Source organism: Lautropia dentalis (assembly GCF_003892345.1).
Classification (GTDB): domain Bacteria; phylum Pseudomonadota; class Gammaproteobacteria; order Burkholderiales; family Burkholderiaceae_E; genus Lautropia; species Lautropia dentalis.
Window position 1 is genome coordinate 1,330,829 of sequence record NZ_RRUE01000001.1, and the last position, 26,735, is coordinate 1,357,563.

The following is a 26,735-nucleotide window of genomic DNA, read 5'->3' on the forward strand; positions in this document are numbered from 1 at the left end:
CCGTGGCCACGCAGGGCGAACGTCTTGAAGCACACGATCTCGACGAACTCGACGCGCTGGCCCGCTCGGCCGGTCTCGAGCCCGTCATGCGCGAGGTGCTGCGCCGCAGCCGCCCCGATCCCGGCCTGTATCTGGGTTCCGGTGCGGCCGAACGCATTGCCGACCAGCTGCGTACCGCGCGCATCGGCCTGGTGCTGTTCGATCACCCCATCAGCGCCATCCAGCAGCGCAATCTGGAGCGTCTCTGGAAGGTGCAGGTGGCCGACCGCACCGAACTGATCATCGAAATATTTTCCCAGCGTGCCCGCAGCAACGAGGGCAAGCTGCAGGTCGAGCTGGCCCGGCTGCAGCACCAGGCCTCGCGCCTCGTGCGGATGTGGTCCCACCTCGAGCGCCAGCGTGGCGGTATCGGCGTACGTGGTGGCCCCGGCGAAACCCAGCTGGAGCTGGACCGGCGGATGATCGACGACAAGATCCGCAAGGTGCGCGAACGGCTGAAGAAGGTGGACCGCCAGCGTCGCACGCGCCGTCGTGCCCGCCAGCGTGGCGAGGCCCTGCGCGTGTCGCTGGTCGGCTACACCAACGCCGGCAAGTCCACGCTGTTCAATCGCCTCACCCGTGCGGGGGCGCTGGCGGCCGACCAGCTCTTTGCCACGCTCGATCCGCTCACCCGGCGGCTGCATCTGGGGCCGGGGGCCGACATCATCCTGTCCGACACGGTGGGCTTCATCCGCAACCTGCCGCACGGGCTGGTGGAGGCCTTCAAGTCCACGCTGGAAGAATCGGCCGAGGCCGATGTGCTGCTGCACGTGGTCGATGCCGGCTCGCCCGACCGCGACCGCCAGATCGAGGCCGTCAATGAGGTGATTGCCGAAATCGGTGCGGCCGACGTGCCCCAGCTGATGGTCTTCAACAAGATCGACCAGAGCGGCCACGAGCCCGGTCTGCGCCTCGATGGCCATGGTACGATTTCCGGCCTTGCCCTGAGCGCACAGACCGGTGCCGGCGTCGATACGCTGCGCACCTGGCTGCGCGAGCAGGCCGAGGGGCACGGCGCTGGCGGTGAGCCGTCACAGGCATCCTGGGTGCTGGCCGGGGCCGATGCACAGGCCGACGCCGGCATGGGCTCCACCGGTGCGAGTGGCGATGCCGGCATGGGTGCGGATGCGGTTGCCGATGCCGACAAGGGTGCCGACCCGGATATGGCGGCCGGTGCCGGCATCGACGCCGATCCGCCGGATGCCGGCGGCCCGGCAGGCCAGGCCGATGCCACTGGCTCCGCCAGCCTGTCGCAGCCCGGGCGCGGGAACGGATGAGTCCATAACGGGCTCTGGCCCCCGCTCCGATCGTTCTGCAGCCGTTCGAAGTCCTTTCCCCGGTGTGGGTCAGCCCGCCTGCCTGCGCCGGACATCCTCCGCCCGTAACCCGGCCGGCGCCGATGCCGGCGCTTCCCGGGGTACGTCCTCGTCCATCAGGTACACAGCCATGTCCACCCACGATGATTCAGGCTGGGGTCGCAGCGCCGGATCCGGCGATGGCCAGAACCCGCCGCCCGCATCACCCGAGTCCTCCGGCCAGCCGCCGGGGCAGGGCAACGACGCCTCGCCGCGCCCGCCGGCGCAACGCCCGCCCGAGCGTCTGCCGCAGCATCGCCCCTCCGAAGGGCCGCCCGATCTGGACGAGTTCTGGCAGGATCTGAGCAGCCGCTTCAATGGCCTGTTCGGCGGCAAGGGCGGCGGTGGCCAGCCCGGCGCGTCCAATGGTCGCCGCCCTGGCGGGTCATCCGGTGGCAGCCTGTTCAAGGGCCTCGGTATCGCCGCGGTGGTGGCCGGTCTGGGCTGGCTGGCCAGTGGCTTCTACATCGTGCAGGAGGGCCAGGTGGCGGCCGTGCTGCGCTTTGGCCAGTTCCGCTACCTGACGAACGAGGCCGGCATCCAGTGGAACCTGCCGTACCCCATCGAGAGTCACGAGATCGTCGACCGCTCTCGCCTGCGCCAGATCGAGGTGGGCTATCGCACCTCGGTGCGCAACAAGGTGTCGCAGGAGTCGCTGATCCTCACCGGTGACCAGAGCATCGTCGACCTGCAGTATGCGGTGCAGTACCGCATCGACAATCCGGGCGATTTCCTCTTCCAGAACAACCTGTCGTCGGGCTCCGAGGAGCTGATCCGCCAGGTGGCCGAATCGGCCATGCGTGAAGTGGTGGGGCAGCGTACCACCGACCAGGTGCTCTACGAGGACAAGGCTCAGGTGGCCGAAGACGCGCAGACGCTCACCCAGGCCATTCTGGACCGCTACAAGCTGGGCATCGGCATCGTCGACTTCACCATACAGCAGGCCCAGCCGCCCGAGCAGGTGCAGGCTGCCTTCGAAGATGCCAACAAGGCCGACCAGGACCGCCAGCGCCTGATCAACGAGGGTCAGGCCTACGCCAACGATGTCATCCCGCGCGCCCGGGGTTCGGCCGACCGTCTGGTGCTGGAGGCGCAGGGCTACCGCGCCCGGGTCATCGCCCAGGCCGAGGGGGATGCACTGCGCTTCAACCAGATCTACACCCAGTACGCCAACGCGCCCGAAGTCACGCGCGAGCGGATGTATCTGGAAACCATGCAGCAGATCCTGTCCACCACCTCCAAGGTCTACATGGATGCGCAGAAGAACGGCAGCATGCTGTACCTGCCGCTGCAGGAGCTGCTCAGCCGTGGCCGTGGTGCTGCCGGCAGGCCCTCGCTGACCAGCGAACGGACTGACCGCGCCGTCGAACAGGCGCCCGTCAGTGCCCATACCCCGCAACCTGCCAATGCCGGCAGCAACGGCGTCCCCGCCGGTGCTGATGGCCGCAGCAGCAATCTCGACTCGCTGCGCAGCCGCCAACGGAGCTACACACGATGAACCGCCTGCTTGCCCTGATCATCACGCTGGGCGTTCTGATCGTCCTGGCCTTTTCCTGCCTGTTCGTCGTGGACCAGCGCCAGTCGGCGGTGGTGTTCGCGCTGGGTGAAATCAAGCGCGTCATCAACGAACCTGGCCTGTACGTGAAGCTGCCGTCGCCGCTGCAGGACGTGCGCTACTTCGACCGGCGCACGCTGACCTACGACAGCGACGAGATCGACCGCTTCATCACCGCCGAAAAGATCAACATCCAGGTCGATTCGTTCGTGAAGTGGCGCATTGCCGATCCGCGCCAGTTCTTCGTCTCGGTCGGGCACAGCCCGCAGGCCGCCGATGACCGCATCGGCCGCCAGCTGCGCTCGGCGCTGAACAACGAGATCGCCCGCCTCACCGTGGCCGATGTCATCTCCTCTGCCCGCGAAACGCTGGTCAAGCAGGTGATGAAGGTGATGTCGGTCGAGCTGGAGAAAATCGGCGTCACCATCGTCGACGTGCGCCTGAAGCGGGTGGACTTCGCCCCCGAGGTTGCCGAACGGGTCTACGAGCGCATGCGTTCCGAACGTACCCGCGTGGCCAACGAGCGCCGAGCCAAGGGCGCGGCCGAGGGTGAGCGCATCCGTGCCGATGCCGACCGCCAGCGCGAGGTGCTGGTGGCCCGGGCCTACCGTGACGCGCAGAACGAGCGTGGCGCGGGCGATGCCGAGGCCAGCCAGCTCTACGCGAAGGCCTTTGGTCAGAACCCCGAGTTCGCCAGCTTCTACCGCAGTCTGGAAGCCTATCGGGCCTCCTTCGCCGAGAAGTCCGACCTGCTGGTCCTCGATCCGCAGTCCGATTTCTTCCGCTACTTCCGCAGTGCCGGCCCGGTGAACGGCAACGCACCGCGCCAGCCGGCACCGCCGTTCCGTGCCGCGGCGCCGGCAGGTGGGCAGTAACGGCAGCAGATGCAGAAAGGAAAGGCCCCCGTTTCCGCAACTTTGCGTGGGCATCCGGTAACCGGATCAAAAAGCCGGTAAAATCCTGTCAGTGGCCGCCACGGTACCGGGGGGTCTGGAGCGTGTTCCGGACTCCCCGGGCAGGGCGGCGTTTTCCTTTTGCACTGTCCGTTTTCACTGCAGCGCTCATCGCGCCCACGCCTGCATGGATGATTCCGCCGTCTCTCCGTGGCTGCTGGCCCTGGGCCTCGTCCTGGTCCTCGAGGGGCTCATGCCGCTGCTCGTGCCCGGTGGCTGGCGCGAGGCCGTCCGGCAACTGGCAGCCCTGCGTGACGGACAGCTGCGTTTCGTTGGCCTGATGCTGGTACTTGCCGGCCTGTTCCTTGTCGTGCTTGCATGAAAAACCGCTGGCTCCTGCCCGAAGGCATCTCCGATCTGCTCCCGGCCGAGGCGCGTGACCTGGAGCATCTGCGCCGCACCCTGCTCGATGGCTACGTCCGCCATGGCTTCGAACTGGTGCTGCCGCCGCTGGTCGAATACCTCGACTCGCTGCTGACCGGGCAGGGTGGTGACCTGGACCTGAAAACCTTCAAGCTGGTCGACCAGCTCTCCGGCCAGAGCCTGGGCGTGCGGGCCGACATCACCCCGCAGGTCTCCCGCATCGACGCCCACCTGCTGCAGCACCGCAGCGTCAACCGGCTCTGCTACTGTGCCTCCGTGCTGCGCACCCGTCCCACGGGGCTGGAGGGTTCGCGCGAGCCCATCCAGATCGGTGCCGAAATCTACGGCCATGCCGGCATCGAGGCCGACATCGAGATCATCGACCTGCTGCTGCAGTCGCTGGAGCAGGCCGGGCTGGGTACCCTGCGCCTGGACATCTGCCACCTCGGTCTGGCCAGCCTGCTGCTGGCCGAACTGCCTGGCATCGACGTGGACAGCGTGCTGGAGCTGCTGCAGGCCCGCGACCTGCCGGCCCTGCGCGAGCTGCTCGCGCCCTGGCAGGCGCAGCCGGCCGCCGCGGCGCTGCTGGCGCTGGCCGACTGCTACGGCCCGGCCAGTGTGGCGCTGCCACGGGCGCGCGCCGCCCTGCAGGCCTGGCCGGCGGCGCTGGCGCTGCTCGACGAACTCGACGCCCTGCTGGGCGCCGCCCGCCTGCAGCAGCATGCCAGCCGGGTATCGCTGGCCATCGACCTGGCCGATGTACGGGGCTTTCGCTATCACACCGGCCTGACCTTTGCCGTCTACGTGAGCGGCCATGCCCGGGCCGTGGGGCGGGGCGGGCGTTACGACGGCGCCGGTGCCGCCTTCGGGCGTGCCCGGCCGGCCACCGGTTTCTCGCTCGACCTGCGCGAGCTGGTCGATCTGCGGCGCGGTACCCAGCCGGTGCCCGCCGTCATCACGGCGCCGTGGTCCGATGACCCGGCCCTGCTGGCCCTCATCGCACGGCTGCGCGACGACGGGCAGACGGTATTGCAATTGTTGCCCGGCCAGGATGCCGCACACCTGGCGGGTGTTCATTCCGATCGGACAATCCGAAACATCGACGGTCAATGGCGGCTGACAGGGAAGGACTCATGAGCAGGAATCTGGTGGTGGTCGGCACCCAGTGGGGTGACGAGGGCAAGGGCAAGGTCGTGGACCTGCTCACCGATGAGGTCAAGGGCGTCGTCCGCTTCCAGGGGGGGCACAATGCCGGCCACACCCTGGTCATCGAGGGCCGCAAGCAGGTGCTGCGCCTGATTCCCTCCGGCATCCTGCGCGCCGATGTCACCTGCTACATCGGCAATGGTGTCGTGCTCTCGCCGCAGGCCCTGCTGTCCGAAATCGCCGAGCTGGAGGCGGCCGGCGTGGATGTACGCAGCCGCCTGCGCATCAGCTATGCCTGCTCGCTCATCCTGCCCTGGCACATCGCCCTGGACAAGGCCCGTGAAGAGAAACGCGGCGACGCGAAGATCGGCACCACCGGCCGCGGCATCGGGCCCGCCTACGAGGACAAGGTGGCCCGCCGCAGCCTGCGCCTGGGTGACCTCTATGTGCCCGGCCAGGCCGAGGAGCGCCTGCGCGAGGCGGCCGACCTGCACAACTTCGTGCTCGAACACTATTTCCAGGCGCCGCGCATCGAGGTGCGGCAGGTGCTGGACGAGCTGCAGCAGCAGGCCGAACAGATCCGCCCGATGGTCCACGACGTGGCCGGCAACCTGGCCGATGCGCTGGCCCGGGGCGAATCGCTGATGTTCGAGGGGGCCCAGGGCGCCATGCTCGACATCGATCACGGCACCTATCCATACGTCACCAGCAGCAACTGCGTCTCCGGCGCTGCCGCAGCGGGTGCCGGTGTCGGTCCGGGCCACCTCGATTTCGTGCTGGGCATTGCCAAGGCCTACACCACCCGTGTGGGCAGCGGTCCGTTCCCCACCGAGCTGCTGGACGAAACGGGTGCCGGCCTGGCCCAGCGCGGCCACGAGTTTGGTTCCGTCACCGGCCGGCCGCGCCGCTGCGGCTGGTACGATGCCGTGGCCATGCGCCGCTCCATCGAACTCAATGGCGTCTCGGCCCTGTGCCTGACCAAGCTCGACGTGCTGGACGGTATGGATACCGTGCGCATCTGCACCCACTACGACATGACCGGCGCCGATGGCAAGGTCACCCGCATCGGGCGCCTGCCCACCGGTGCGGCTGCCGTGGCCCGCTGCCAGCCCGTGTACGAGGACATGCCGGGCTGGACCGAAACCACCCGGGGCGTGCGTCGCTGGGAAGACCTGCCGGCCAACGCGCAGCGCTATGTCGAACGTCTGGCCGAGGTGTCCGGTGCCCCCATCGACATCATCTCCACCGGTCCCGACCGCGAAGAAACCATCGTGCTGAAGCATCCCTGCAGAAAGGCGAACTGAACCATGCAGCATCTCTATGTAGACTGGCCCCAGTACCACCGGCTGATCGAGCGTCTGGCCCTGGACATCCACCGTTCCGGCTGGCAGTTCGATGCAGTCATCGCCCTGGCCCGGGGCGGCCTGCGGGTGGGGGATCTGCTGTCGCGCATCTTCGACCGGCCGCTGGGCGTGCTGACCACCAGCTCCTACCGCCATACCGGCAACGTCGTCTCGCAGGGTGAGCTGAAGATCGGCTCCACCATCAGCGCGGCCGAAGATGTCACGCACGGCCGCGTGCTGATCGCCGACGACCTCGTCGATACCGGCGTCACGCTGCAGAAGCTGCTGCCCACGCTGCAGGCGCGTCATCCCGGCATTACCGAGATGCGCACTGCCGTGCTCTGGAAAAAGGCCGTGTCGGTCTATCAGCCCGACTACTGCGTCGAGCACCTCACCGACAATCCCTGGATCCACCAGCCCTTCGAACTCTACGAGGGCTGCGACATTGCCGCACTCGAACACGGCTCGCCCACCGAGGCGGCCTATGCCGTGGCCGAGCGACAGTAATACGCTCAGCCCAGAACGAGTTCGCCAAACAGGCGGGCGGTGATCACCACCAGCCCCACGCCGCAGATCGCGGCCCCCACGAAGATCAGCGCCCACAGCAGGCGCTGCGCCGGTGTCCGCGACGCAGCCTCGTCCGTTCCGTGGCGGCCGGGCTGTCCCATCCCGGCCGGTGATTCCGTGACCGTCGAAGCCGCGACTGTCTGGGGGGTTCTGGTGTGAGCGGTGCCCGTCTCCGTCATCGTGCCGTCCTGCAGCGAAAAATTTCCCGAACCCGTAGAATAGCCCGGTTGGTGCTCGCAGGGGAATTCTCTCCCTGCAGTTCAACGGGAAGCAGGAGGGCGCCCGCCGCCAGAGTCCATGCCGCACGTTCCGTGCAGCCTCACCTTTGGCCGGCAGGTTCGCTGTCCGGACACCCGCCGTCTGCCGGCATGCCGCCATCGGGCTGCATGCTGCGCGGGGCTGCCGGGTGTACCGGTTCGCATGCCTGACCTGCGCTGCCCCCGCAACGGTCGTGCGGTCGGGCAGGGCCACAAACCCTGTCCACTGGAGCCCGAACAGCCACTGGCGCCGTCGCTGCAGCCACCATCTGCCCATCTTCGGGCCGCGTACTGCCCTCCGGGCAGGCCGCCCGGACGGGTGAAACCCCCGATATTCCGGTTCGTCCGGGAGCACGGTGGGGTGGGCGCTGCATCGTACAGCCGGGAAGGCGGTCTCCGGTCGTGCCGTCAGCCCGGATACCGGCCAACACACCCCCTCAGCATGCACCCGGCGGGGAAGCCGGGCGCAGGCTTTCGTCAATCGCCTCACCGCCGTTGTCCTCATTCCGGATGTCGTCTTCCGCCTCTTCCGCAGGCCGTGTGCCTGCTGCGTCGCGGTCGTCCGGGCCGTCCGGTCCGGCTCCCCGTCATGCGCCTGCGCTGCTGATCACCGCGCCCGCCTCCGGCCACGGCAAGACCACCGTGGTGGCTGCGCTGGCCCGCCGCCTGACTCGCGATGGGCTGACCGTGCGCGTTTTCAAGACGGGCCCGGATTTTCTGGATCCGGCCTGGCACACGCTGGCCAGCGGCCATACCGTCCACAATCTGGACCTGTGGATGACCGGTGAGCACGACATCCGCCAGCGCCTGTACGAGGCCGCGCTGGATGCCGACCTGATCATCGTCGAGGGCGTGATGGGCCTGTACGATGGCGAGCCCTCTGCGGCCGAGCTGGCCCGTGCCTTCGACCTGCCGGTGCTGGCCGTCATCGATGCCTCGTCGATGACCGGCACCTTCGGTGCGCTGGCACATGGCCTGCGCACCTGGATGCCCGGCCTGCGCTGGGCCGGTGCCATCGCCAATCGGGTGGCCAGCCCGCGCCATGCGCACCTGATTGCCAGTGCCAGCCAGCGCCCGGGCATGGAACAGTCTGCCGACCGCTATCTGGGCCATATCCGCCGCGATGCTGCCTTTGGCCTGCCGGCCCGCCATCTGGGCCTGATCGCCGCCAGCGAGCTGCCCGATGCCCTGGCCCGCCTCGATGCAGCGGCGGATGCACTGGACGAGACCGTGCTCGGACAACTGAACCGCGACAGTCTCCAGACATGGCGTACTCGGTTTACCGCGCCCCCGGTCGTATCAGACCTGCACGCCAATCCCGCCCGGCCGCTGGCGGGCCGGACCATCGCCGTGGCGCGCGACAGTGCCTTCGCCTTCATCTATCCGGCCAATCTCGACACGCTCACGGCGCTGGGCGCCACGCTGTGCTTTTTCTCGCCACTGGCCGACGAGCCGCTGCCGCCCTGCGATGCCGTCTGGCTGCCGGGAGGGTATCCCGAGCTGTACGCCGAGACGCTGTCGGCCTGCCGTCGTCTGCCGGCCACCCTGCGCGCCCATGTCGAGGCCGACCGCCCGGTCTGGGCCGAATGTGGCGGCATGCTGCCTCTCTTCGAACGGATGACGCACGACGGCCGTGGCTGGCCGATGTGGGGCATCCTGCCCGGCCACATCGACTTCCAGAAGCGCCTGGGGGGGCTGGGCATGCAGCAGCTCGACGACTGGCCACCCGTCCGTGCACGGCAACGGGTTGCCGTCACCCCGTCTCTGGTGCCGCCCCCATCCGTGGATGCCCAGGTCTCCCAGCCCTCCCTGACGGTGGCGCAGTGGGACGCATCGCGCACTGCAGACATTGCAGGCCCTGCAGAAGCGTCACAGGCCGGCTTCGTTCCCGTTGCGCCGCCGCTGCGCGGGCACACCTTCCATTATTCGCTGTGCACCACGCCGCTGTCCGAAGTGGCGCGCACGCACCGGCCCGGCCAGCCGGTCAGTCCCGATCAGGGCGAGGCCGTCTACGTGTACCGCCAGCTGCATGCCAGCTACTTCCACGCCTGGTTTGCCGGCTCGCCGGCCCGCACGGCCGCGCTGTTCCTGCCGGCCGGGGAGGGGGCATGAACGAACTCATCCTCGGTGGCCAGCGCAGCGGCAAGTCCCGCCGCGCCGAGCAGCTGGCCGTGCAGTGGCTCCAGGCGGATGTTCCGCATCGCGAAGCCCTGTTCGTCGCCACCGCGCAGGCGCACGACGACGACATGCGCGCCCGCATCGCCCGTCACCGGGCCGACCGCCAGCGGCAACTCCCCGCCATGCAGACGGTGGAAGAAACGCACAACCTGGCCGGCGTCATCCGCCGTCACAGCCAGCCGCATCGTCTGCTGGTCATCGACTGCCTGACGCTCTGGCTGGCCAACCATTACGACCGGATCGACGGCTTCATCGACAGTGTCGCCGTCTCCAGCCTGCTGCAGGCCATCGAACAGGCACCCGGCCCGCTGGTCTTCGTCAGCAACGAAATCGGCCTGGGCGTCATCCCCATGGGCCGCGAGGTCCGCGCCTATGTCGATGCGCTGGGCTGGCTGAACCAGCAGGTCGCGGCCCGCTGCCCGCGCGTCTGCCTGATGACGGCCGGCCTGCCGCTGATGCTCAAGGGCAACGCCCCACTTTCCAATTCACATGACTGAATGTTCATCATCCGAAACACCCAGGTCCGCTTTGGGTGAACCCAGCAACCTGTCCACTGCGGACGGTGTGACGGACGCCGGCACCGTCTGGTTCGTCGGGGCCGGGCCCGGCGACCCCGAACTGCTCACCGTCAAGGGGCGCGACCTGATTGCCCGGGCCGGTGCCATCCTGTTTGCCGGTTCGCTGGTCAGTGAGGCTGCCACCCGCTGGGCGCCGGGGGGCTGCGACATTGCCGACAGCAAGGGCATGACACATGAAGAGATCTGCACCTGGCTCATCGACCGCGCCCGGCGCCACCAGACCGTCATCCGCCTGCAGACCGGCGACCCGTCGCTTTATGGCGCGCTGATCGAAATGGTGCAGCCACTGGATGCCGCCGGTATTCCGGTCCGTGTGGTGCCCGGTGTCAGCTCCGCCTTCGCGGCGGCCGCGGCCGGTGTCGAGAGCCTGACGTTGCCCGAGGTCAGCCAGACCGTCATCCTCACCCGCGTGGCCGGCCGCACGCCGATGCCCGAAGGGGAAGATCTGGTGTCGCTGGCACGGCACCACTGCACGCTGTGCATTTTCCTGTCCATCACGCTGCTGTCCACCATCCAGCGCGATCTGCGCGAGGCCGGCTGGCCGGAAGATTCACCCATACTGGTCGTGCACAAGGCCAGCTGGCCCGGTGAGGAAAAAATCGTCCGCGCCACACTGGCCACCGTCCGGGACGCCTGCCGGGCGGCAAAGATCGTCACCCAGAGCATGATCATCGCCAGCCCCACGGTGGGCGCCCGCCAGTGGGAGACCCTCGTGCGCTCCAGGCTGTATGACGCCAGCTTCACCCATCGCTTCCGCCGCGCTGTCAAACCCGGCGCGTCCTGACCGCCACGTTTTTCCGCCACGAACGATTTCCACCACGATGATGAGCACTTCCGACGACACCATCCTGCTGGTCGGCCACGGTTCCCGTGAAGCCTCCGGCAATGCCGAGATCCTGCAGTTTGCCGAGCAGTGGCGCGCCCTGCATCCCGACTGGCGCATCGAGGTCGGCTTCATCGAGTTTGCCGATCCGCTGCTCCACCCGGCCATCGACCGCGCGGCCCGCACCAGCCGCCGCGTACTGGTGCTGCCGCTGATCCTCAACGCCGCCGGCCATGTCCGCCACGACATCCCGGAAGCCATCCAGTGGGCGCAGAAGCGCCATCCGCAGGTGGAATTCCACTATGCCCCGCATCTGGGCGTGTCCGATCCGCTGCTGCGCATCCTCAAGCGCCTGCTGCGTCAGGCCATGCTCACGCTGGATGTGCCCGATCCGCACACCACCGGCCTCGTGCTGCTCGGCCGGGGCTCCAGCGACCGGCTGGCCAATGGTGACGTGGCGAAGATGGCCCGCTGGCTGTGGGAGGTCAGCGACCACGCACGGGTCGATCTGGCCTTCACCGGCGTGACCTTCCCGCGGCTGGAGGAAGTGGTGCGGGATCAGGTCCGCCTGGGCATGATGCAGGTCATCGTGCTGCCGTACTACCTGTTCACCGGCACGCTGATCCAGCGCATCGGCCGCCAGATGCAGAACCTGGCCCGCCAGTACCCGCAGGTGCGCTTTGCCCATACCCGCTACTTCGGCTTCGAGCCCGAGATCATGCAGATGCTCGACGAGCGCGTGGCCGCCCTGCGTGCCGGGCAGGGCGCCGTCGATCTGGACGCCCTGATGCAGCCCGACCCGTTCCGCCGCGACGAGGGGCATCACCACCACCATCATCATCATGGTGAGGACGGGCATCATCACCATGAGGGGCATGGGCACCATCATCATGCCGGGGACGGATGTCACCACCGGGGCGGGGAAGGGCCTCATCATGACGGAGGGCACGCCCATCATCACGGAGACGGGCCATTGCATCATCACACCCAGCACGCAGGGCACGGGCATGCCCATGATGGACACGGTCACCAGCACGCCCATGAGCACGCGCATCACCATGACCACGGCGATGGACATGCCCATGGTCACCGTCACGACGAATCTGCGTCCGGTCACGGGCACGACGAAGCGGCTTCCACGCCGGATGTCCCCCACGGTCACTGACCGCAGCCCCCCGTTTCTGCGCCCCGCGCCGATGTGCGCGACAATCGCCGCTTCACGAATCCACCCCCTCTCCACAGCATGAGCACCGTCAACACCGTTACCGAACAGCTCACCCGTGCCGGCCAGGCCATCGAGCACGGCAGCTTCGCCATCATCGACGAGGAAGCCGGTCCGCACGCCTACACCGACGAACAGTGGCCGATCGTGCGGCGCATGATCCATGCCAACGCCGACTTCGACTTCAACGGCCTGACCCGTTTCCACCCGGCTGCGGTGCGCGCCGGCATCGACCTGCTGCTCGGTGCGAAGGCGCGGGGCGGTGCCCACATCGTGGCCGACGTGGAGATGATCTGCGTGGGCCTGTCGGCGCCGCGGCTGAAACACTTCGGCGTGCAGACCCACCAGTTCATCAGCGACGATGACGTGATCGAGCGGGCGAAGGCCGAAGACACCACCCGCGCCGTGCAGGCCATGCGCAAGGCGCAGCGACTGGGGCTGATCGATGGCCAGATCATCGCCATCGGCAACGCCCCCACAGCGCTGATCGAGCTGGTGCGCATGATTCGCGAAGAGAATGCCCGTCCGGCCCTCGTCATCGGCATGCCGGTGGGTTTCGTGTCGGCGGCCGAGAGCAAGGCCCTGCTCGATGACGTGACCGAAGTGCCCTGGATCGCCATCGAGGGCCGCAAGGGCGGCTCCACGCTGGTGGTGGCGGCCCTGCATGCGCTGCTGGCGCTGGCCGAGGCCGAACAGAAAAAGGCTGCGGCGCAGGCATGACGGACGCGGGGCAGGGCTACATCGCCAACCCGGTGCAGGCATGTGCCGATATCCCGGCGGCACCGCCCGCGGGGGAAGGGCCATCGAAGGCAGCACCTGCAGAATCCGGTGCCGAACGTGCAGCCCGGGTTCGGGCCAGCAAGCCGGCGCGTGGCACCCGTACCGGCTTTTCCACCGGGGCCTGCTCGGCCACGGCCGCCCGCGCCTGTGCTATCGGCCTCGTCACCGGGCAGGTACCCGACACCGTGGAAAGCCTGCTGGCCAATGGCCGCCGCTACACCTTCACCATTCATGATGGCCGGGTCGAAGGCGAGGGCCTGAACCGTACCGCCCACGGCTATGTGCAGAAGTTTGCCGGTGACGACCCGGACTGCACCGATGGCGCCCACCTGACGGTGGATCTGCGCATCCTGCCCGGACGGGCGGGCGAGGTGCGCTATCGTGCTGGTCCCGGCGTGGGCACCGTCACGCTGCCCGGCCTGGGGCTGGAGGTGGGTGGCCCGGCCATCAACCCGGTGCCCCGTCGCAACATTGCCGAGAACCTGCACGAAGTGGCCGGCAGCCTGCTGGCCGAGCATGGGCTGGAAGTCACCATCAGCGTGCCCGACGGCGAGGTCATGGCCAGAAAGACCACCAATGCCCGGCTGGGCATTCTGGGGGGCATCAGCATTCTGGGGACCAGCGGCATCGTGCGGCCGTATTCCACCAGTGCCTGGCGGGCCAGCGTGGTGCAGGGCATTCAGGTGGCGGCCATCACCGGCAACGACATCGTCGTGCTCACCACCGGCGGGCGCAGCGAGGCCTTTGCCATGCGCGAGGTGCGCCGTGATCGTCCCGAACTGCCGCCCGCCTGCTTCGTGCAGATGGGCGATTTTCTGCGCTACGCGCTGGACGAGGTGGTGGCGCAGGGCATCCGGCTGGTGGTCTTTGGTCTGATGGTCGGCAAGCTCACCAAGATTGCCCAGGGCGAGACCATCACCCACGCCAACCGCAGTGTGGTCGATACCGATGTGGTGGCCGAGGTAGCCCGCCGCATCGGCGCCAGCGAAGAAGACTGTGCCGCCATTGCTGCCGCCAAAACCGCACGGTTCGGTGCCGAACTGATGGTGGAACGGGGGCTGGGGGATATCTTTCACAGAACACTGGCCGAAACCGCCATGGCCACGCTGCAGGCTCCGGACCGCTATGGGCGGGCCTTTCAGATCCGCATCATGGTCTGCGATGGCGAGGGCAACATGCTGGCCGATGTCTGGTCTGCACCGGCCGAGGACCGCCCGCGCCCGGAAACCGCCGGCCGCACCGGCATCTCCCACACCCATTCCGCCGATTTCGATACCGACGAGGATTTTCCGCCCGTGCCCAGTCATCCGGACTGAAACCCGGACTGAACGGGGCAGGGCAGACGCCGTTTCCTGATTTTCATCCCTGCATTTCTCCATGACCGACCCCAATCCCTGCCGCATCATCGGTGTACTGGACGATGGCCCCGCCAGCCTGACGCCCACCGCGCTGGCCCACATCCGCACGGCCGATGTGATCGTCGGTGCGCCGCGCACGCTGGCGCTGTTCGACAGCCAGTTCAAGCCCGGGGCCACCATGCACGATCTCACCGGTCAGCTCAAGGCCGTGTCCGGCTGGATCAGCGCCGCGCGCGAGGCCGGACAGCGCTGCGTGGTGCTGGCCACCGGTGACCCGCTTTGCTGGGGCATTGCCCCCTATCTGGCGGCGCGGTTGTGCACGGAGGCGCTGGACATCCTGCCCAATGTGTCCACGCTGCAGCTGGCCTGCGCACGGCTGGGCATGCCGTGGCAGGATGCAAAACTTTTTTCGGTGCATGCAAAGGATGCCGGCCCCTGGCAGCGGGGCGCGGGCCCCGACCATGGTCTGCATGCGCTGGCGCAGGCCGTGCACGCGCACGACCGCCTGGTCATTCTGACCAGTCCCGGCAATACACCGGCCCGCATTGCGCAGCTGCTGCAAATCGAAGGACTGGCCGGCGCCATGCAGATGGCCGTGGCCGAGAACCTGCTGCAGCCGGAAGAGCGCATCCATCCGTTGCTCGATATCGACACGGCCGCCATCATGGCCTTCGCCCCGCTCAACGTCGTGGTGCTGTGGCGCATCCAGCCGCGTGACAACCCGGTGCTGCTGGGCCTGGACGACGACGCCTACGCCCAGCGCCGCCCGAAGGGCGATGGCACCGGCGGGCTGATCACCAAGCAGGAAGTGCGTGCCGTCTCGCTGGCGCGCCTGCAGCTGCGCGCCGACAGCATCGTCTGGGACATCGGTGCCGGCAGTGGCTCGGTGGGGCTGGAGGCCGCACGACTCTGCCGGCATGGTCACGTGTTTGCCATCGAAAAGAACGCAGCCGATGTGGACATCATCCGCCAGAACCACGATGCCTTCGGCGTGGCCAACTACACGCTGGTGCACGACAGGGCACCGTCCGGCATGCAGGCCTGGCCCGACCCGGATGCCGTGTTCGTGGGCGGCAGTGGCGGCGAGCTGGCCGAGCTGATCCGGCTGATCCTGCGCCGCCTGCGTCCCGGCGGGCATCTGGTGATGAATTTCGTCACGCTGGAAAATCTGGCCACGGCGCTGGAAACCCTGAAGGCGCTGGCTGGGGATGCAGGGAAAACTCCGGCGGATGCGGAGAAACCTGTGGCGGATGTTGCCAGTCCCGCCCGGACGGCAAGCCAGACCTCCCCTGCACACGAAGCGGCGCTTGCGTCGTCACCGTCTGTTTCAGAGGCATCCGGCGCCACCCCGGACATCCAGCCGGCATCGCAGCCGGGCACCGGGACGCTGCACTGGGACGTACTGCAGCTGCAGGCAGCCCGCAGCAAACCCATTCTGCACATGAACCGGCTGGCGGCCGAAAACCCGGTCTGGCTGGTGTCGGCCTGCTGGCAGCAGACCGGGGACGAATGAGTCCACCGCACGCGCCATGAAAGTGGCTGCTGAAATCCCACAGAACACACTCTTTTCTTTCACCGTTTTCGACCCACCAAGCCTCCATGCAACCCTCCCCCGGCAAACTCATTGGCGTTTCCCTTGGCCCCGGCGATCCGGACCTGATCACCCGCGCAGCCTGGACGCAGCTGCAACGCCGCGACACCCGCTGGGTCTATCCGGTGCGCAGCGGCAAGAGCGATGGCTACGCCCATGGCATCGTGCAGCGGGCCGGCATCGAACCCGTCTCCCATGTCGAGGCCATCGTGTTTCCGATGACCTACGATGCCGAAAAACTGGGTCGTGCCTGGCTCAAGGCTGCCGACACCGTGCTGCCCTGGCTGCAGGCCGGCGAGGACGTGCTGTTTCTGGTGGAAGGCGATGCCAGTACGTATTCCACCTTCAGCCATCTGGCACGCACCGTGCGCAGTGTGGATGAACGCATCGAAACGCCGATCATTGCCGGCGTCAATTCCTATACCGGTGCAGCGTCGGTGGCCGGCACCACGCTGGGCGAACAGGATGACACCATTGCCGTGGTACCCGCCGCCTATGGTGTGACGATGCTCGACCGGCTGCTGCCGGAGTTCGACACGCTGGTGCTGATGAAAATCAAGCCGCAGCTCGACGACATCATCGACTGGCTGGACAGTCGCCATCTGCTGGCCGACGCCCATTTCATCGAAAAGGCCGGCGTGGAAGGCGAACGCGTCGTCAGTGGCGAGGCGCTGCGCCAGCTGCGGGGCGAAAAGGTCAGCTATCTGTCGCTGATGATCGTGCGCTCCCATCACCGTGTGCGCGGCGAGCGCCTGCGTGGCTGCCTGAAAAAAGGCCCGATGCGGACGGAGGCCGAACAGGCTGCGTCCACGGCCTCCGGCGCGTCCCGCGTCGCCCACGCCAGCGACGCACACAAAGCCGTGGCACCATCGGATACTGCCACTGCCACTGCCACTGCCACTGCCACTGCCACTGCCACTGCAGATGCCGTCTCTTCGCCACGCGTCATCCTCATCGCCATCACGAAAGGGGGGGCAGAACAGGCTGCGCGGCTGGCTGCACAGCTGCCGCAGGCCACCCTGTGCACCTCGCAGAAATTTGCTGCCGCATTCGATTCGTTACCGAATGAAAAGCGCATCTACACCGGTGGCGTGAAGGAGCAGATGGGCGAGATATTCCGGCAGTACGACCAGCTCGTGTGCTTCGTGTCGGTGGGGGCCATCATCCGTCTGGTGGCGCCGCACCTGCAGGGCAAGGAAACCGATCCCGGCGTGATGGCCGTGGACGATGCCGCGCGCTTCGTGGTGCCGCTGCTCTCGGGCCATGTGGGAGGCGCCAATGCCTGGGCGGAGCAGGTGGCCCGTCTGCTGGGTGCCACGCCGGTGCTGACCACAGCCTCCGATGCGCGGGGCTCGCTGGCCGTCGATATTCTGGGCCGTACGCTGGGCTGGCAGGTGGAGGCCCCGAAAATCAACCTGATTCGTGTGGCAGCGGCCGTGGTCAACGAGGAGCCCATCGCCCTGGTGCAGGAAGCCGGCAGCCGTCACTGGTGGACGCGCAGCACACCGCTGCCCCGCCACATCGAGGTGCTGAATGACATGACGGAGGTGCGTCCCGGCCATCACCGCGCGCTGCTGCTGATCACCCATCGCCCCCTCGATGAAGACCTGTGGCGCCAGTGGCCCGAACATCTGATCGTCTACCGTCCGCCCGCGGGACAGGGCGCCGATGAACGCCCGACCCCGGCCATGGCAGGGAGCACGACCGCATCGTGAACACGACGACGCCACACAACCGGCCTGGCACGGCAGAAACGCAGATACCTGTGCCGGCCTCCGGCATGGCGGGCAGCCGGGATCTGGTCCTCGGTATCGGCTGCGACCGCAACACCCCCTATGCCACACTGGCGCAGGTGATCGACGAGGCACTGGCCCAGCTTGAGGCATCATGGGCCGACGTGCGGGCCGTGGCCAGCATCGACCTGAAGGCCGACGAAGTCGCCATGCAGGAACTGCAGCGCCAGCGGGGGCACACCATCCATTTCTACCCCGCCACCTGGCTGGCACAGGTTCCGGTGCCCAACCCCAGCGAGACGGTGCGCAAATATACCGGCACGCCATCGGTCAGCGAGGCCGCCGCACTGCTGGTTGTGGGGGAGGCTGCGCAGGCGTTTGCCCATGCCGCAACGGATGATGCGCCGGCAAGGGCCCCTGTCCCGCCGTCCCACGCACCCCAGGAGGCGTCCGTGCCGGTTTCACAGCGTTCCGTTTCCCTGCCGGTGCCCGCCCCGATGTCTGCGCTGCTGATCGAAAAGCACAAGCTGCGCGGCCCCGATGGCCGCAATGCCACCGTGTCGGTAGCGCGGGCCGACGAAATGGCCCGGCTCCTCCCGGAGACCGGTCGCCATACATGAACCCCGGCGACATCCTGCAGCGACCAGGCTGCAGCATCCTGCGCTGTCCTGTCCATGAACGAAACACGCCACCGGCGAGCACCATGACACCATCGAAATACCCGGGCAATCCGGCCCGGTAAAAACGTCCCGCAAGGGACAGGAGGAAGAAGCATGCATATCGAAATCGGCATCCTGCCACAGGACAAACTGGTGATGGCCGCCGTGGCCGCCACCGGCCTGCTGGCCGTCCACGCCAAACCGCTGCTGACCAACCCCGCCAACTGGCTGCGCACCGCACTGGCCGCCGTATTCTTCTCGATTCTGATGCAGCTCTGGCACCTGCCGGTCGGCCCGTCGGAACTTCATCTGGTGGGGGCCATTCCCATCTATCTGCTGTTTGGGTACATTCCCACGCTGTTCGGTTTCATGCTGGGGCTGTTCCTGCAGGCATTCTTTTTCGAGCCGCAGGACATGCTCCATCTGGCGGTGAATTTCCTGAGTCTGGGTGTGCCGCTGGTGGTGGTGCATGCCACCTATGGCCGGCACCTGCAGAAACTCAGACTCACCAACCTCGTCACGCTCGATGCCTTCTATTACACGGGCGTCACCCTGATGGTGGGCTTCTGGCTGTCCATCAGCACCGATCCCGCACCGCTGGCCGACTGGGCCCGGTTTGCTGCCTCCTATGTGCTGCTGGTGGTGCTCGAACCGGTGCTGACCATCAGCCTGGTGCTACTGGGCCGCAGGCTGCAGCCGGGCAAACTGCAACCCGCCAGATGGCAGCAGCTGTCCTTCGATGAAAAATGGCTGGGCAACGTGCACGGCCAGCAGGCGTGATGCCCGCAGGCCCGTGTTGCCCCGATGGCCAGGGCGGCCGGCCCTGGCTGCGCGGTATGCCCGGTCGGCACAGGGCCGGGGCCAGTGTGCGGGGACCAGCGCGTTCATGACACGCTCTGGCCCCCTTCGTTCGATCAACATTCTGCTGCGGCAGAGCATTCTGGAGTGATTCCCTTCATGTCCCACGGAAAAATCATGCTGGTCGGCATCGGCCCCGGCAGTGCAGACCACATGACCGCGCGGGCGCGCGCCGCCATCCAGGAAGCCGATACGGTAATCGGTTATGTCACCTACATCCGGCTGGTGGCCGATCTGCTCGACGGCAAGGAAATCATCCGCAAGAGCATGACCGAGGAGCTGGACCGCGCCGTCGAGGCGTTGTCCCGCGCCCGGGAAGGCAAAAAGGTGGCACTGATCTCCTCCGGTGATGCCGGCGTCTACGGCATGGCCGGCCCCACCTTCGAGGTGCTGCTGCAGGCCGGCTGGACGCCACCGGCCATCACCCTCGAGACCGATGAAGCCGGCCATGAGCAGCGCATCGTGGGCGATGGCATCGAGGTGGAGATCATTCCCGGCGCCTCGGCGCTCAACAGCTGTGCGGCCCTGGTGGGCGCACCGCTCACGCACGATTTCTGTTCCATCTCGCTGTCGGACCTGCTCACGCCGTGGCCCACCATCGCCCGGCGCCTCGATGCGGCGGCGCAGGCCGATTTCGTCGTGGCGCTCTACAACCCCAAGAGCGGCCGCCGCACGCGGCAGATCGTGGAAGCGCAGCAGCTCTTTCTGCGCCATCGCTCGCCCACCACGCCGGTGGCCATCGTCAAGAGCGCCTATCGCCGCCGCCAGCACATCGAATTCACCACACTGGACCGCATGGCCGAGGCTGACATCGGCATGCTGTCCACCGTGCTGATCGGCAACAGCAACACCTTCATGCAGCACGGGCTGATGATCACCCCGCGCGGCTATGCCAACAAATACGACGTGACCGGTGATCGGGGCGTTAAGGGTGGCGAGCGCTCGGGCCGTTCGCTGTCCAGCGGCCTGAACGGCTGGCTGCAGTCGCTGCATGCCGACCACGCGGCCGGTATGTCGGTAGCCGATCTGGCCGCGCAGTACCGCCTGCCGGTCGACTACATCCAGGCCAGTCTGGATGCACCCCTGCCCGAGCCGGAAGTGTCGAAGTCCCGCAGAAAAACGCCTGCGGCTTCCGGAAGCCCCGAAGGAAATGCATGAAACGCGGGATGGGGGCGGGACATGACATGTGCGCTGAACACCGGTGGCTGTACCACCTGCCTTCATGCAAATGGGCTGGACACCCTGAGCGGAGCCGGTTCCCAGATTCAGAGCATGCGTGATGTCATTTCCCGAATGATGCCCGAAGCCCATCCATGAGCACGGCAACCGTTTCGGCGCTGGCAATCCTGCTGGCCTTTGGCCTCGATCTCTGGCGGGGCGAGCCGCCCGCCCGCTTTCACCCCGTGGTGTGGATGGGCCAGTATCTGGAGCGGGCAGGGCGGCTGATTGCGCCGGTGTTCATCACGGTACGCAATCCTGGCGATGTGCACGCGTCCGGCGCGGCTTCTTCTGCAGATATGCGTGACATGCCGGATGCCACGGTTGCATCCGGTTTTCGGTCCGATGCGGTGGGCCCCACCAGACACGAAGCGGCCAGACACGAAGCCGACTGCGGTGGGACTGTGGCCATGGACGCCCCGCCCGTGCGACACAGTGCCCGTCGACAGTTTCTGTCGGGGATGGCGGCCTGGCTGCTGGGCGCAACGGTGTGCGCGCTGATGGCAACACTGCTCCAGTGGGGTATTTTCCAGCTGCCCGGCTGGATGGCCGCACCGCTGCTGGCGCTTTGCCTGAAACCACTGTTTGCCTGGGCGATGCTGCGCGATCTGGTGGCCCGGACCGAAATAGCGCTGCAGCAGGGGCTGGATGCGGGACGAAGCCAGCTGGCGCATCTGGTCAGCCGCAACGTGCACGAACTGGACGCGGCCGGCGTGCGGGAATCGGCCATCGAAACACTGGCCGAGAACCTCAGCGACTCGGTGGTGGCGCCGCTGTTCTGGTTTGTGCTGTTCGGGCTGCCGGGGGCGGCGCTCTACCGCTTTGCCAACACGGCCGATGCCATGTGGGGCTACCCGGGTGAACGGGGCGGCCGTTGGTGGCAGTGGGCCGGCAAATGGGCGGCGCGTGCCGATGACGTGCTGAACTGGCTGCCGGCGCGGCTGACGGCGGCGCTGCTGATGCTGGGCGCGCCTGCTGCGCTGTGGCGGCGTCTGCCGGCCGAGGCGCGTCGTACCCCGTCCCCCAACAGCGGCTGGCCCATGTCGGCCATGGCGCTGCGGCTGGGCATCACGCTGGGCAAGCCGGGGGTGTACAGGTTGAATGACGTTGCACCGCAACCCGAAAGCGCACACACGCCATGGGCCATCCGCAAGGCGCAGCGGGTGACTTGGATAGCTGTGCTGTTGGGCATGTTTTTCCTGGTGCTTCAGTCCATGCGCTGAACATGCCCCAATTCCCGTGCTGACCCAGCGGAACCGGCACCGTTCAGACCACTGAAGCGCAAGCTTCGCCGGGTGCTCCCGGTTCAGATGATCGCGTAGCGGGATATCCGAAGAGATCCGCTGTCTGAGATTGAGATGGCTTTGGAACCGCAGGAAGAAGCAACCTCTGCCTTGTTGTTCAAAGCGTCGTGTTGCAAAAAACGACCGGAATCAGTTCCCTATGGTTAATACACAACACAAAACAAGATTAATTCATATTACACTTGCTTGTAGTATAACGGACGCCGTGAGGAACAAAAGCGCACATCACGTTCGACTGCAAAGAAAGCACACTGTCCAACCTCCCAAATAGGGAACGGTCATGAAAACGATGAACTTTTCAGCGCTGCTCCTTGTGATTTCCTGTTTGACAGCGCTGCCCGCGTGCAGCGACTACAAAAACAGCAAAACCAGCGAAACAGCATCAAAGGACCTCCATGATGAAAGCATGGCAGAATGGCGCATAACCAGAAGCGAAGAAAGTCTGGCAGACAAAAAATCAGCAGGCGATACAAGCCGCCAAGGGAAAGAAATACTCATAAAGGCCATCAAATTCACCGAAGATGATCTGGACATATCTCAGGTCAGTTATCTTGAATTGTGCTCGCCAAAAAAGTGCATAAAAACACAGAAAAAACGCAACAATATCGACTCGGTCGATAACATAAAAGGCCGGGCAAACGAAATAGGAAGAGTGTTTGTCGATAATGGTCTGGTAGAAATAAAAACAATAAGACTTCATAAAACCAACCCTGGGTCGCCGGTCATTTCGTCAACGATATATCCATCAATAAACCTGGAGGCGATTCCGGATACTTTTGAAGTAATCCTGGTGGCCGCGTTCGGGAGCAACTGCAAAAATGACTGTCTGGTGAAAATCAGTGCCAGAAGTGAGCCCGTAATAAATGGTATATACAACCTTGTATACAACCCAATAGTCGGACTGGATGTCGATCTTGGATTCGGTGTCACGTTGCAAATACCAAAAAATGCGATTAAAAATCCTGAAATATTTATCGTAACCGTCGATGACATAGGGTCTGTTTATCCTCAAGTGGTTATATATCCAAGGGTTGTTCTTGATAAACCCGGGCGTATTTCAATAAAAGCAATCAGAAGTGCGGCAATAGGAAGTCTCGAAGAGATCCACGGGAAAAAACCTGTTCACTCTGGACATGAATCAAGGGATCTCGTCATCAACAGCACAGGCTCAGATGAATCCAGCGCCCTCACATCTTTCCCATGGCGGGCCTGATGCCCTGGGCATTCCCCCGCACGATTTTTCCACCAACGCCAACGCCTGCGGCCCCTGCCCGCCGGTGCTGCAGGCCCTGCAGCAGGCGTCGGTGCACACCTACCCGGATCCGGCCTGCACGGCCGTGCGACAGCGGCTGGGCCGGTGGCATGGGGTGGATGCAGCGCGGATCGTCATCGGTGCCAGCGCCAGCGAGCTGATCTTCCGGCTCACGGCAGCCCTGGGCATGATCGGGCAGGGCAGACAGGCGGGTGCGGGCGTACCGTCCGCGCATGACCCGTTGCCAGTTCGGGCAGGACTGCCATTAGCCGGGGCGTCCCCGTTGCCGCCGCCGGTGGTCTGGGTACCCCGGCATGCCTATGGCGACTATGCGCGAGCTGCCCATGCGCACGGACTGCCCGTGCGCGTCTGGGACACTGTCCGGGATACCCCGCAGGAGGCGGCGGATTCCAGCCGAAGTGGCGCGTCGTGCCCCCTGCAACTGCTCTGGGCCACCGAACCATCCAGTCCGCTGGGCCATACGCCCGAAGGGCTGGCAGATGCCGTGCATACACGATCGTCGCATGCACGGCAGACTGCAACCGTACTGCAGGGCGTCCCGGGGGACTCGCCCCCGCTCTGGGTGCTGGACCGGGCCTATGCACCCCTGCGCCTGAGCGGCACCGATCCTTTCACACCGGCGGCCCTGGATGTGGTCTGGCAGCTGTTCTCGCCCAACAAGGCGCTGGGGATGACGGGGGTGCGTGGGGCCTGGCTGGTGGCACCGGCCGCCTGTCTGAACGATTCCGGCAGCCTGCAGGCCGAACTGTTCGGGCGCCTGCAGGCGCTGGCCCCATCGTGGCCGCTGGGCGCCCATGGCGAGGCCATGCTGATGGCCTGGCCCGAGCCTGCCGTGCAGCAGTGGCTGGCCCTCAGCCTCGACACGCTGCGTGACTGGAAGGCACGGCTGGAAGAGGGCCTGCGCCGTCGTGGCTGGACCGTACTGCCCAGTGTCAGCACCTTCTGCTGTGCCCGACCACCACGATCCGCGCTGGAGGCTGCCCTGAGCATGATGCGCCCATCCGATATGCCCACACCAGCCGCCGACAGGTTCACACCAGCCAATCAGGTGCCGGACACGCGGGGGTCATCGACACCATTCGGGCATGCCATGCGGGATGCGCACACGCCCGGAGAAAGGACTCAGCTGGCCCTGCTGGCCATGCTCCGGCAGCAGGGCATCAAGCTGCGCGATGCAACGTCCTTCGGGTTGCCCGGCTGGTTCCGCCTCGGCGTGCGCCCTCCGGAAAGCCAGCAGGCCCTGTGGCGGGCGCTGGAAGGGTAATCCCTACCTGCGCACGCCCCCTGTTCTGGCTCAAGGAAACATCCGTCCGTGCCTTTACCATACGGCGCATGAACGCCTCTTCTCCTGTTTCGGGCTGGCGCCGCTGGTGGCTGGGTGTACGTCCGGCCACCCTGGGTCTGTCACTGGTTCCCGTCTTCCTGGGTACGGCCCTAGGCATCCATCTGGGCGCAGTCTCCAGTCTGCCGTCGCTGCTGCTGGCCTGTGGCTGCGTGCTGGGCATTCAGGCCGGCACCAACCTGTTCAACGATGCAGGCGACGGTGCCCGGGGCGCCGATGGGCCCGAACGGCTGGGGCCGCAACGGCTGGTGGGCAGTGGTCTGGCCACGGTGGCCGAAGTGCGCCGTGCGGCCTGTCTGTGCTTTGGTCTGGCCCTGCTGGGCGGACTGGTGCTGGCGTGGCAGCACGGGGCCGTGATCATTGTCATCGGGTTGGCCTCGCTGCTGGCCGGCTGGCTCTATTCGGCGGGGCCACGACCGCTGTCACATTCGCCGTGGGGCGAGAGCGTGGTGCTGCTGTTCTTCGGGCTGGTGGCCGTGAGCGGCAGCTGCTTTCTGCAGACGGGCCGGTTTTCGGCGCTGTCACTGCTGTTCGGCCTCGTGCCGGGCGTGCACTCGGCGGCCGTGCTGCTGGTCAACAACACCCGCGATCTGGTGCAGGACCGGGCGGCCGGCCGCACTACGCTGGCCAGCCTGCTGGGGGAACGGCGGGCCCGCTGGCTGTACACGGGGCTGATCCTGCTGCCCTTTGCCCTGCTGCCCCTGCTGGCCATGGCGCTGTCGCAGCCGCTGGTGGGGATCGCTCCCCTGGTGCTGCTGCCGCTGGCCGTGCTGGCCATCCGGCATTTTGCCGTGCGGCAGGGCCGGGCACTGAACCTGCAGCTGAAGGAAACCGCCCGGCTGCAGGCCCTGCTGTGTGCCGTGCTGGTCTTCTGTCTGCTCTGGGGATGAGCGCAGCAGGAGGCGCCCGGTAGCGCCCCCGTTATAGACCGTTCGTCTCCCCTGGGTCGCAGGCATGCCACGGTGTCAACGGACCTGTCCGTGCGGGAAGAGCACGCAAACCGGACAGGCCCGGAACTGCCGCTCTCTCAGTCCGGCTTGCGCGCAAACAGCGTGGCAAAGCGCATTTCGATGCGGTTGCCGTTTTCGTCGGTCTTGTGCAGCTTGCCGGGGTTCTCGTTGTACTTGATGATCTCCCAGCCGGCGTTCTCGTACTGGGCCTTCAGCTCGCCCGGCTGGAAGCGGAACGGGAAGGGCATGCGGCATGGGTAATCAGTGCTGTCCATGGCGCTGACGATCAGGTTATGGCCGCCCGGGGCGGTCTGTTCCTGCATCTGGCTCACCAGCATCTTTGCACTGGCCGGTTGCAGGAACATCAGCACGACGGTCGAGAACACGAAGTCGTACGGGCCGTCGAAATCCAGCGCGCCCACATCGTTGAGGTCCACCTCGCTGATGTAGATGTCATCGTCCAGCCCTTCGGCTTCGGCAATGCGGCCCAGATTGGCCAGACTGTCCGGGTTCCAGTCCCAGGCGTCCACGGCAAAGCCCCTCCTGGCCAGATAGAGCGTGTTGCGTCCGTTGCCGCAGCCCACATCCAGTGCGCGCCCCACCGTCACCTGCGGGGCGGCCTCGATCACCTCCGAGTGCGTGCGGGTCAGCTCGTAGCGCTTGGAGAAGTAGTCGGCCGGCTCGCAGAGAAAGTCCATCTGGCATTCGATATCGGGCGACATCGACACGATCTGGTGCCACTGCTGCGGCTCCAGCCGCGGCGGCTGGTGTTCGGGATCGAAGGTGAAGCGCTCGGTGACCTGGCCATCGTCGGAGAGCATGACGAATTCCACCGAGCCTTTCAGGATTTTCAGCTGTGCCCAGGTGCCCACCTTGGTGTTGTGAGGCTGCTGCAGCCCCTGCGGGACATTCTCGTAGTGCCACACGGGCATGCGCTTGTAGACGATCAGTTCTTCGCTCATGACATTCCTGACAAAAGGGGGGCAGGTGCCTGGAGCAGACAGGCCATGGACGGACCTGCCTGCAGCAGCTTCTCATTCCGGGCCTTATGTTAGCGCGTCCTGTTGCCTTTTTTGGCGATGTTGCCGGATCCGGGGCCTCCGTACGTGTGTCCCCGGAATACCGGTGCTGCCCGGGGCAGGCGAATCAGGCGGTTTTCACGCCCATCTTCTTCAGCAGCTCGTCGGCCGCCAGAATGCCCAGGGCATTGCCGGCCAGCGGGCTGTCGCCGGTCAGCAGCAGAAGGAGAGGATGTGAAAACGCGCCCTCTTGCGGAAGGCGCGTCCATGT

Annotated in this window: 23 protein-coding genes and 1 pseudogene; 22 read left to right on the forward strand and 2 right to left on the reverse strand. The window is 66.3% G+C overall.

Annotation, left to right across the window (positions count from 1 at the left end):
- Positions 1–2 precede the first annotated feature (2 nt).
- From hflX to EHV23_RS05145, 7 genes and pseudogenes are all read left to right on the forward strand, one after another.
- A pseudogene (gene hflX, locus EHV23_RS05115) lies at positions 3–1,046 on the forward strand (GTPase HflX); the annotation flags it as partial.
- Between the two features lie 439 nt (positions 1,047–1,485).
- The gene (gene hflK / locus EHV23_RS05120) at positions 1,486–2,892 is read left to right on the forward strand and encodes an FtsH protease activity modulator HflK (protein WP_125094990.1); all 1,407 of its coding nucleotides are present in this window, start codon (positions 1,486–1,488) and stop codon (positions 2,890–2,892) included.
- The gene (hflC, locus tag EHV23_RS05125; RefSeq protein WP_125094991.1) at positions 2,889–3,824 is read left to right on the forward strand and encodes a protease modulator HflC; all 936 of its coding nucleotides are present in this window, start codon (positions 2,889–2,891) and stop codon (positions 3,822–3,824) included. The genes hflK and hflC overlap by 4 nt, the downstream gene beginning before the upstream one ends.
- Before the next feature lie 205 nt (positions 3,825–4,029).
- Positions 4,030–4,224: a DUF2065 family protein gene (locus EHV23_RS05130; protein WP_125094992.1), complete on the forward strand. Its 195-nt coding sequence runs from the start codon at positions 4,030–4,032 to the stop codon at positions 4,222–4,224.
- Positions 4,221–5,402 (forward strand): ATP phosphoribosyltransferase regulatory subunit, encoded by a 1,182-nt coding sequence (locus EHV23_RS05135; protein ID WP_125094993.1) that lies wholly within the window; start codon positions 4,221–4,223, stop codon positions 5,400–5,402. The genes EHV23_RS05130 and EHV23_RS05135 overlap by 4 nt, the downstream gene beginning before the upstream one ends.
- A complete protein-coding gene (locus EHV23_RS05140) occupies positions 5,399–6,715 on the forward strand; it encodes an adenylosuccinate synthase (RefSeq protein ID WP_125094994.1) in 1,317 nt (438 codons plus the stop codon). The genes EHV23_RS05135 and EHV23_RS05140 overlap by 4 nt, the downstream gene beginning before the upstream one ends.
- 3 nt (positions 6,716–6,718) lie before the next feature.
- Entirely contained in the window at positions 6,719–7,261 is a 543-nt protein-coding gene (locus tag EHV23_RS05145; protein ID WP_125094995.1) for a phosphoribosyltransferase, read from the forward strand.
- A gap of 5 nt (positions 7,262–7,266) precedes the next feature.
- Here the strand turns inward: EHV23_RS05145 and EHV23_RS15190 are convergent, their stop codons facing one another.
- On the reverse strand, positions 7,267–7,422 hold the full coding sequence (locus EHV23_RS15190) for a hypothetical protein (RefSeq protein ID WP_158615842.1): 156 nt from the start codon (positions 7,420–7,422) through the stop codon (positions 7,267–7,269).
- A 666-nt stretch (positions 7,423–8,088) separates the two neighbouring features.
- On the opposite strand from EHV23_RS15190, the gene EHV23_RS05150 reads away from it, so the two are divergent.
- The 15 genes from EHV23_RS05150 to menA all read left to right on the forward strand — a co-directional run bounded on the left by EHV23_RS05150 (position 8,089) and on the right by menA (position 25,385).
- Positions 8,089–9,690: a cobyrinic acid a,c-diamide synthase CobB gene (locus tag EHV23_RS05150; RefSeq protein WP_125094996.1), complete on the forward strand. Its 1,602-nt coding sequence runs from the start codon at positions 8,089–8,091 to the stop codon at positions 9,688–9,690.
- On the forward strand, positions 9,687–10,253 hold the full coding sequence (locus EHV23_RS05155; RefSeq protein WP_125094997.1) for a bifunctional adenosylcobinamide kinase/adenosylcobinamide-phosphate guanylyltransferase: 567 nt from the start codon (positions 9,687–9,689) through the stop codon (positions 10,251–10,253). The genes EHV23_RS05150 and EHV23_RS05155 overlap by 4 nt, the downstream gene beginning before the upstream one ends.
- Positions 10,254–10,284: 31 nt before the next feature.
- On the forward strand, positions 10,285–11,118 hold the full coding sequence (gene cobM, locus EHV23_RS05160; protein WP_238990285.1) for a precorrin-4 C(11)-methyltransferase: 834 nt from the start codon (positions 10,285–10,287) through the stop codon (positions 11,116–11,118).
- 37 nt (positions 11,119–11,155) lie between these two features.
- Positions 11,156–12,322, forward strand: a complete 1,167-nt coding sequence (locus tag EHV23_RS05165) for a sirohydrochlorin chelatase (RefSeq protein WP_238990286.1) — start codon at positions 11,156–11,158, stop codon at positions 12,320–12,322.
- 78 nt (positions 12,323–12,400) lie between these two features.
- Positions 12,401–13,099: a precorrin-8X methylmutase gene (locus tag EHV23_RS05170; protein WP_125094999.1), complete on the forward strand. Its 699-nt coding sequence runs from the start codon at positions 12,401–12,403 to the stop codon at positions 13,097–13,099.
- Positions 13,096–14,475 carry a cobalt-precorrin-5B (C(1))-methyltransferase gene (locus EHV23_RS05175; protein WP_125095000.1) on the forward strand — a complete coding sequence of 460 codons (1,380 nt, stop codon included), beginning with the start codon at positions 13,096–13,098 and terminating at the stop codon, positions 14,473–14,475. The genes EHV23_RS05170 and EHV23_RS05175 overlap by 4 nt, the downstream gene beginning before the upstream one ends.
- 61 nt (positions 14,476–14,536) lie before the next feature.
- Positions 14,537–16,030, forward strand: a complete 1,494-nt coding sequence (gene cbiE / locus EHV23_RS05180; RefSeq protein WP_125095001.1) for a precorrin-6y C5,15-methyltransferase (decarboxylating) subunit CbiE — start codon at positions 14,537–14,539, stop codon at positions 16,028–16,030.
- 86 nt (positions 16,031–16,116) lie between these two features.
- On the forward strand, positions 16,117–17,823 hold the full coding sequence (gene cobI, locus EHV23_RS16475) for a precorrin-2 C(20)-methyltransferase (protein WP_338034491.1): 1,707 nt from the start codon (positions 16,117–16,119) through the stop codon (positions 17,821–17,823).
- The gene (locus tag EHV23_RS05195) at positions 17,820–18,461 is read left to right on the forward strand and encodes a cobalamin biosynthesis protein (protein ID WP_203228878.1); all 642 of its coding nucleotides are present in this window, start codon (positions 17,820–17,822) and stop codon (positions 18,459–18,461) included. Before cobI ends, EHV23_RS05195 begins: the two co-directional genes overlap by 4 nt.
- Before the next feature lie 153 nt (positions 18,462–18,614).
- Entirely contained in the window at positions 18,615–19,280 is a 666-nt protein-coding gene (locus EHV23_RS05200; RefSeq protein WP_125095002.1) for an energy-coupling factor ABC transporter permease, read from the forward strand.
- Positions 19,281–19,457: 177 nt separating this feature from the next.
- Positions 19,458–20,516 carry a precorrin-3B C(17)-methyltransferase gene (gene cobJ, locus EHV23_RS05205; protein WP_125095003.1) on the forward strand — a complete coding sequence of 353 codons (1,059 nt, stop codon included), beginning with the start codon at positions 19,458–19,460 and terminating at the stop codon, positions 20,514–20,516.
- A gap of 155 nt (positions 20,517–20,671) precedes the next feature.
- Positions 20,672–21,799 carry an adenosylcobinamide-phosphate synthase CbiB gene (gene cbiB / locus EHV23_RS05210; protein ID WP_238990287.1) on the forward strand — a complete coding sequence of 376 codons (1,128 nt, stop codon included), beginning with the start codon at positions 20,672–20,674 and terminating at the stop codon, positions 21,797–21,799.
- Between the two features lie 361 nt (positions 21,800–22,160).
- Positions 22,161–23,093: a hypothetical protein gene (locus EHV23_RS05215; protein WP_125095004.1), complete on the forward strand. Its 933-nt coding sequence runs from the start codon at positions 22,161–22,163 to the stop codon at positions 23,091–23,093.
- Positions 23,053–24,417, forward strand: a complete 1,365-nt coding sequence (locus tag EHV23_RS05220) for an aminotransferase class I/II-fold pyridoxal phosphate-dependent enzyme (protein WP_158615843.1) — start codon at positions 23,053–23,055, stop codon at positions 24,415–24,417. The genes EHV23_RS05215 and EHV23_RS05220 overlap by 41 nt, the downstream gene beginning before the upstream one ends.
- 68 nt (positions 24,418–24,485) lie before the next feature.
- Positions 24,486–25,385, forward strand: a complete 900-nt coding sequence (menA, locus tag EHV23_RS05225; RefSeq protein ID WP_125095006.1) for a 1,4-dihydroxy-2-naphthoate octaprenyltransferase — start codon at positions 24,486–24,488, stop codon at positions 25,383–25,385.
- 137 nt (positions 25,386–25,522) lie between these two features.
- Here menA and tehB read toward each other — a convergent pair whose 3' ends face one another.
- On the reverse strand, positions 25,523–26,407 hold the full coding sequence (tehB, locus tag EHV23_RS05230) for an SAM-dependent methyltransferase TehB (protein ID WP_125095007.1): 885 nt from the start codon (positions 26,405–26,407) through the stop codon (positions 25,523–25,525).
- Between the last annotated feature and the right edge of the window lie 328 nt (positions 26,408–26,735).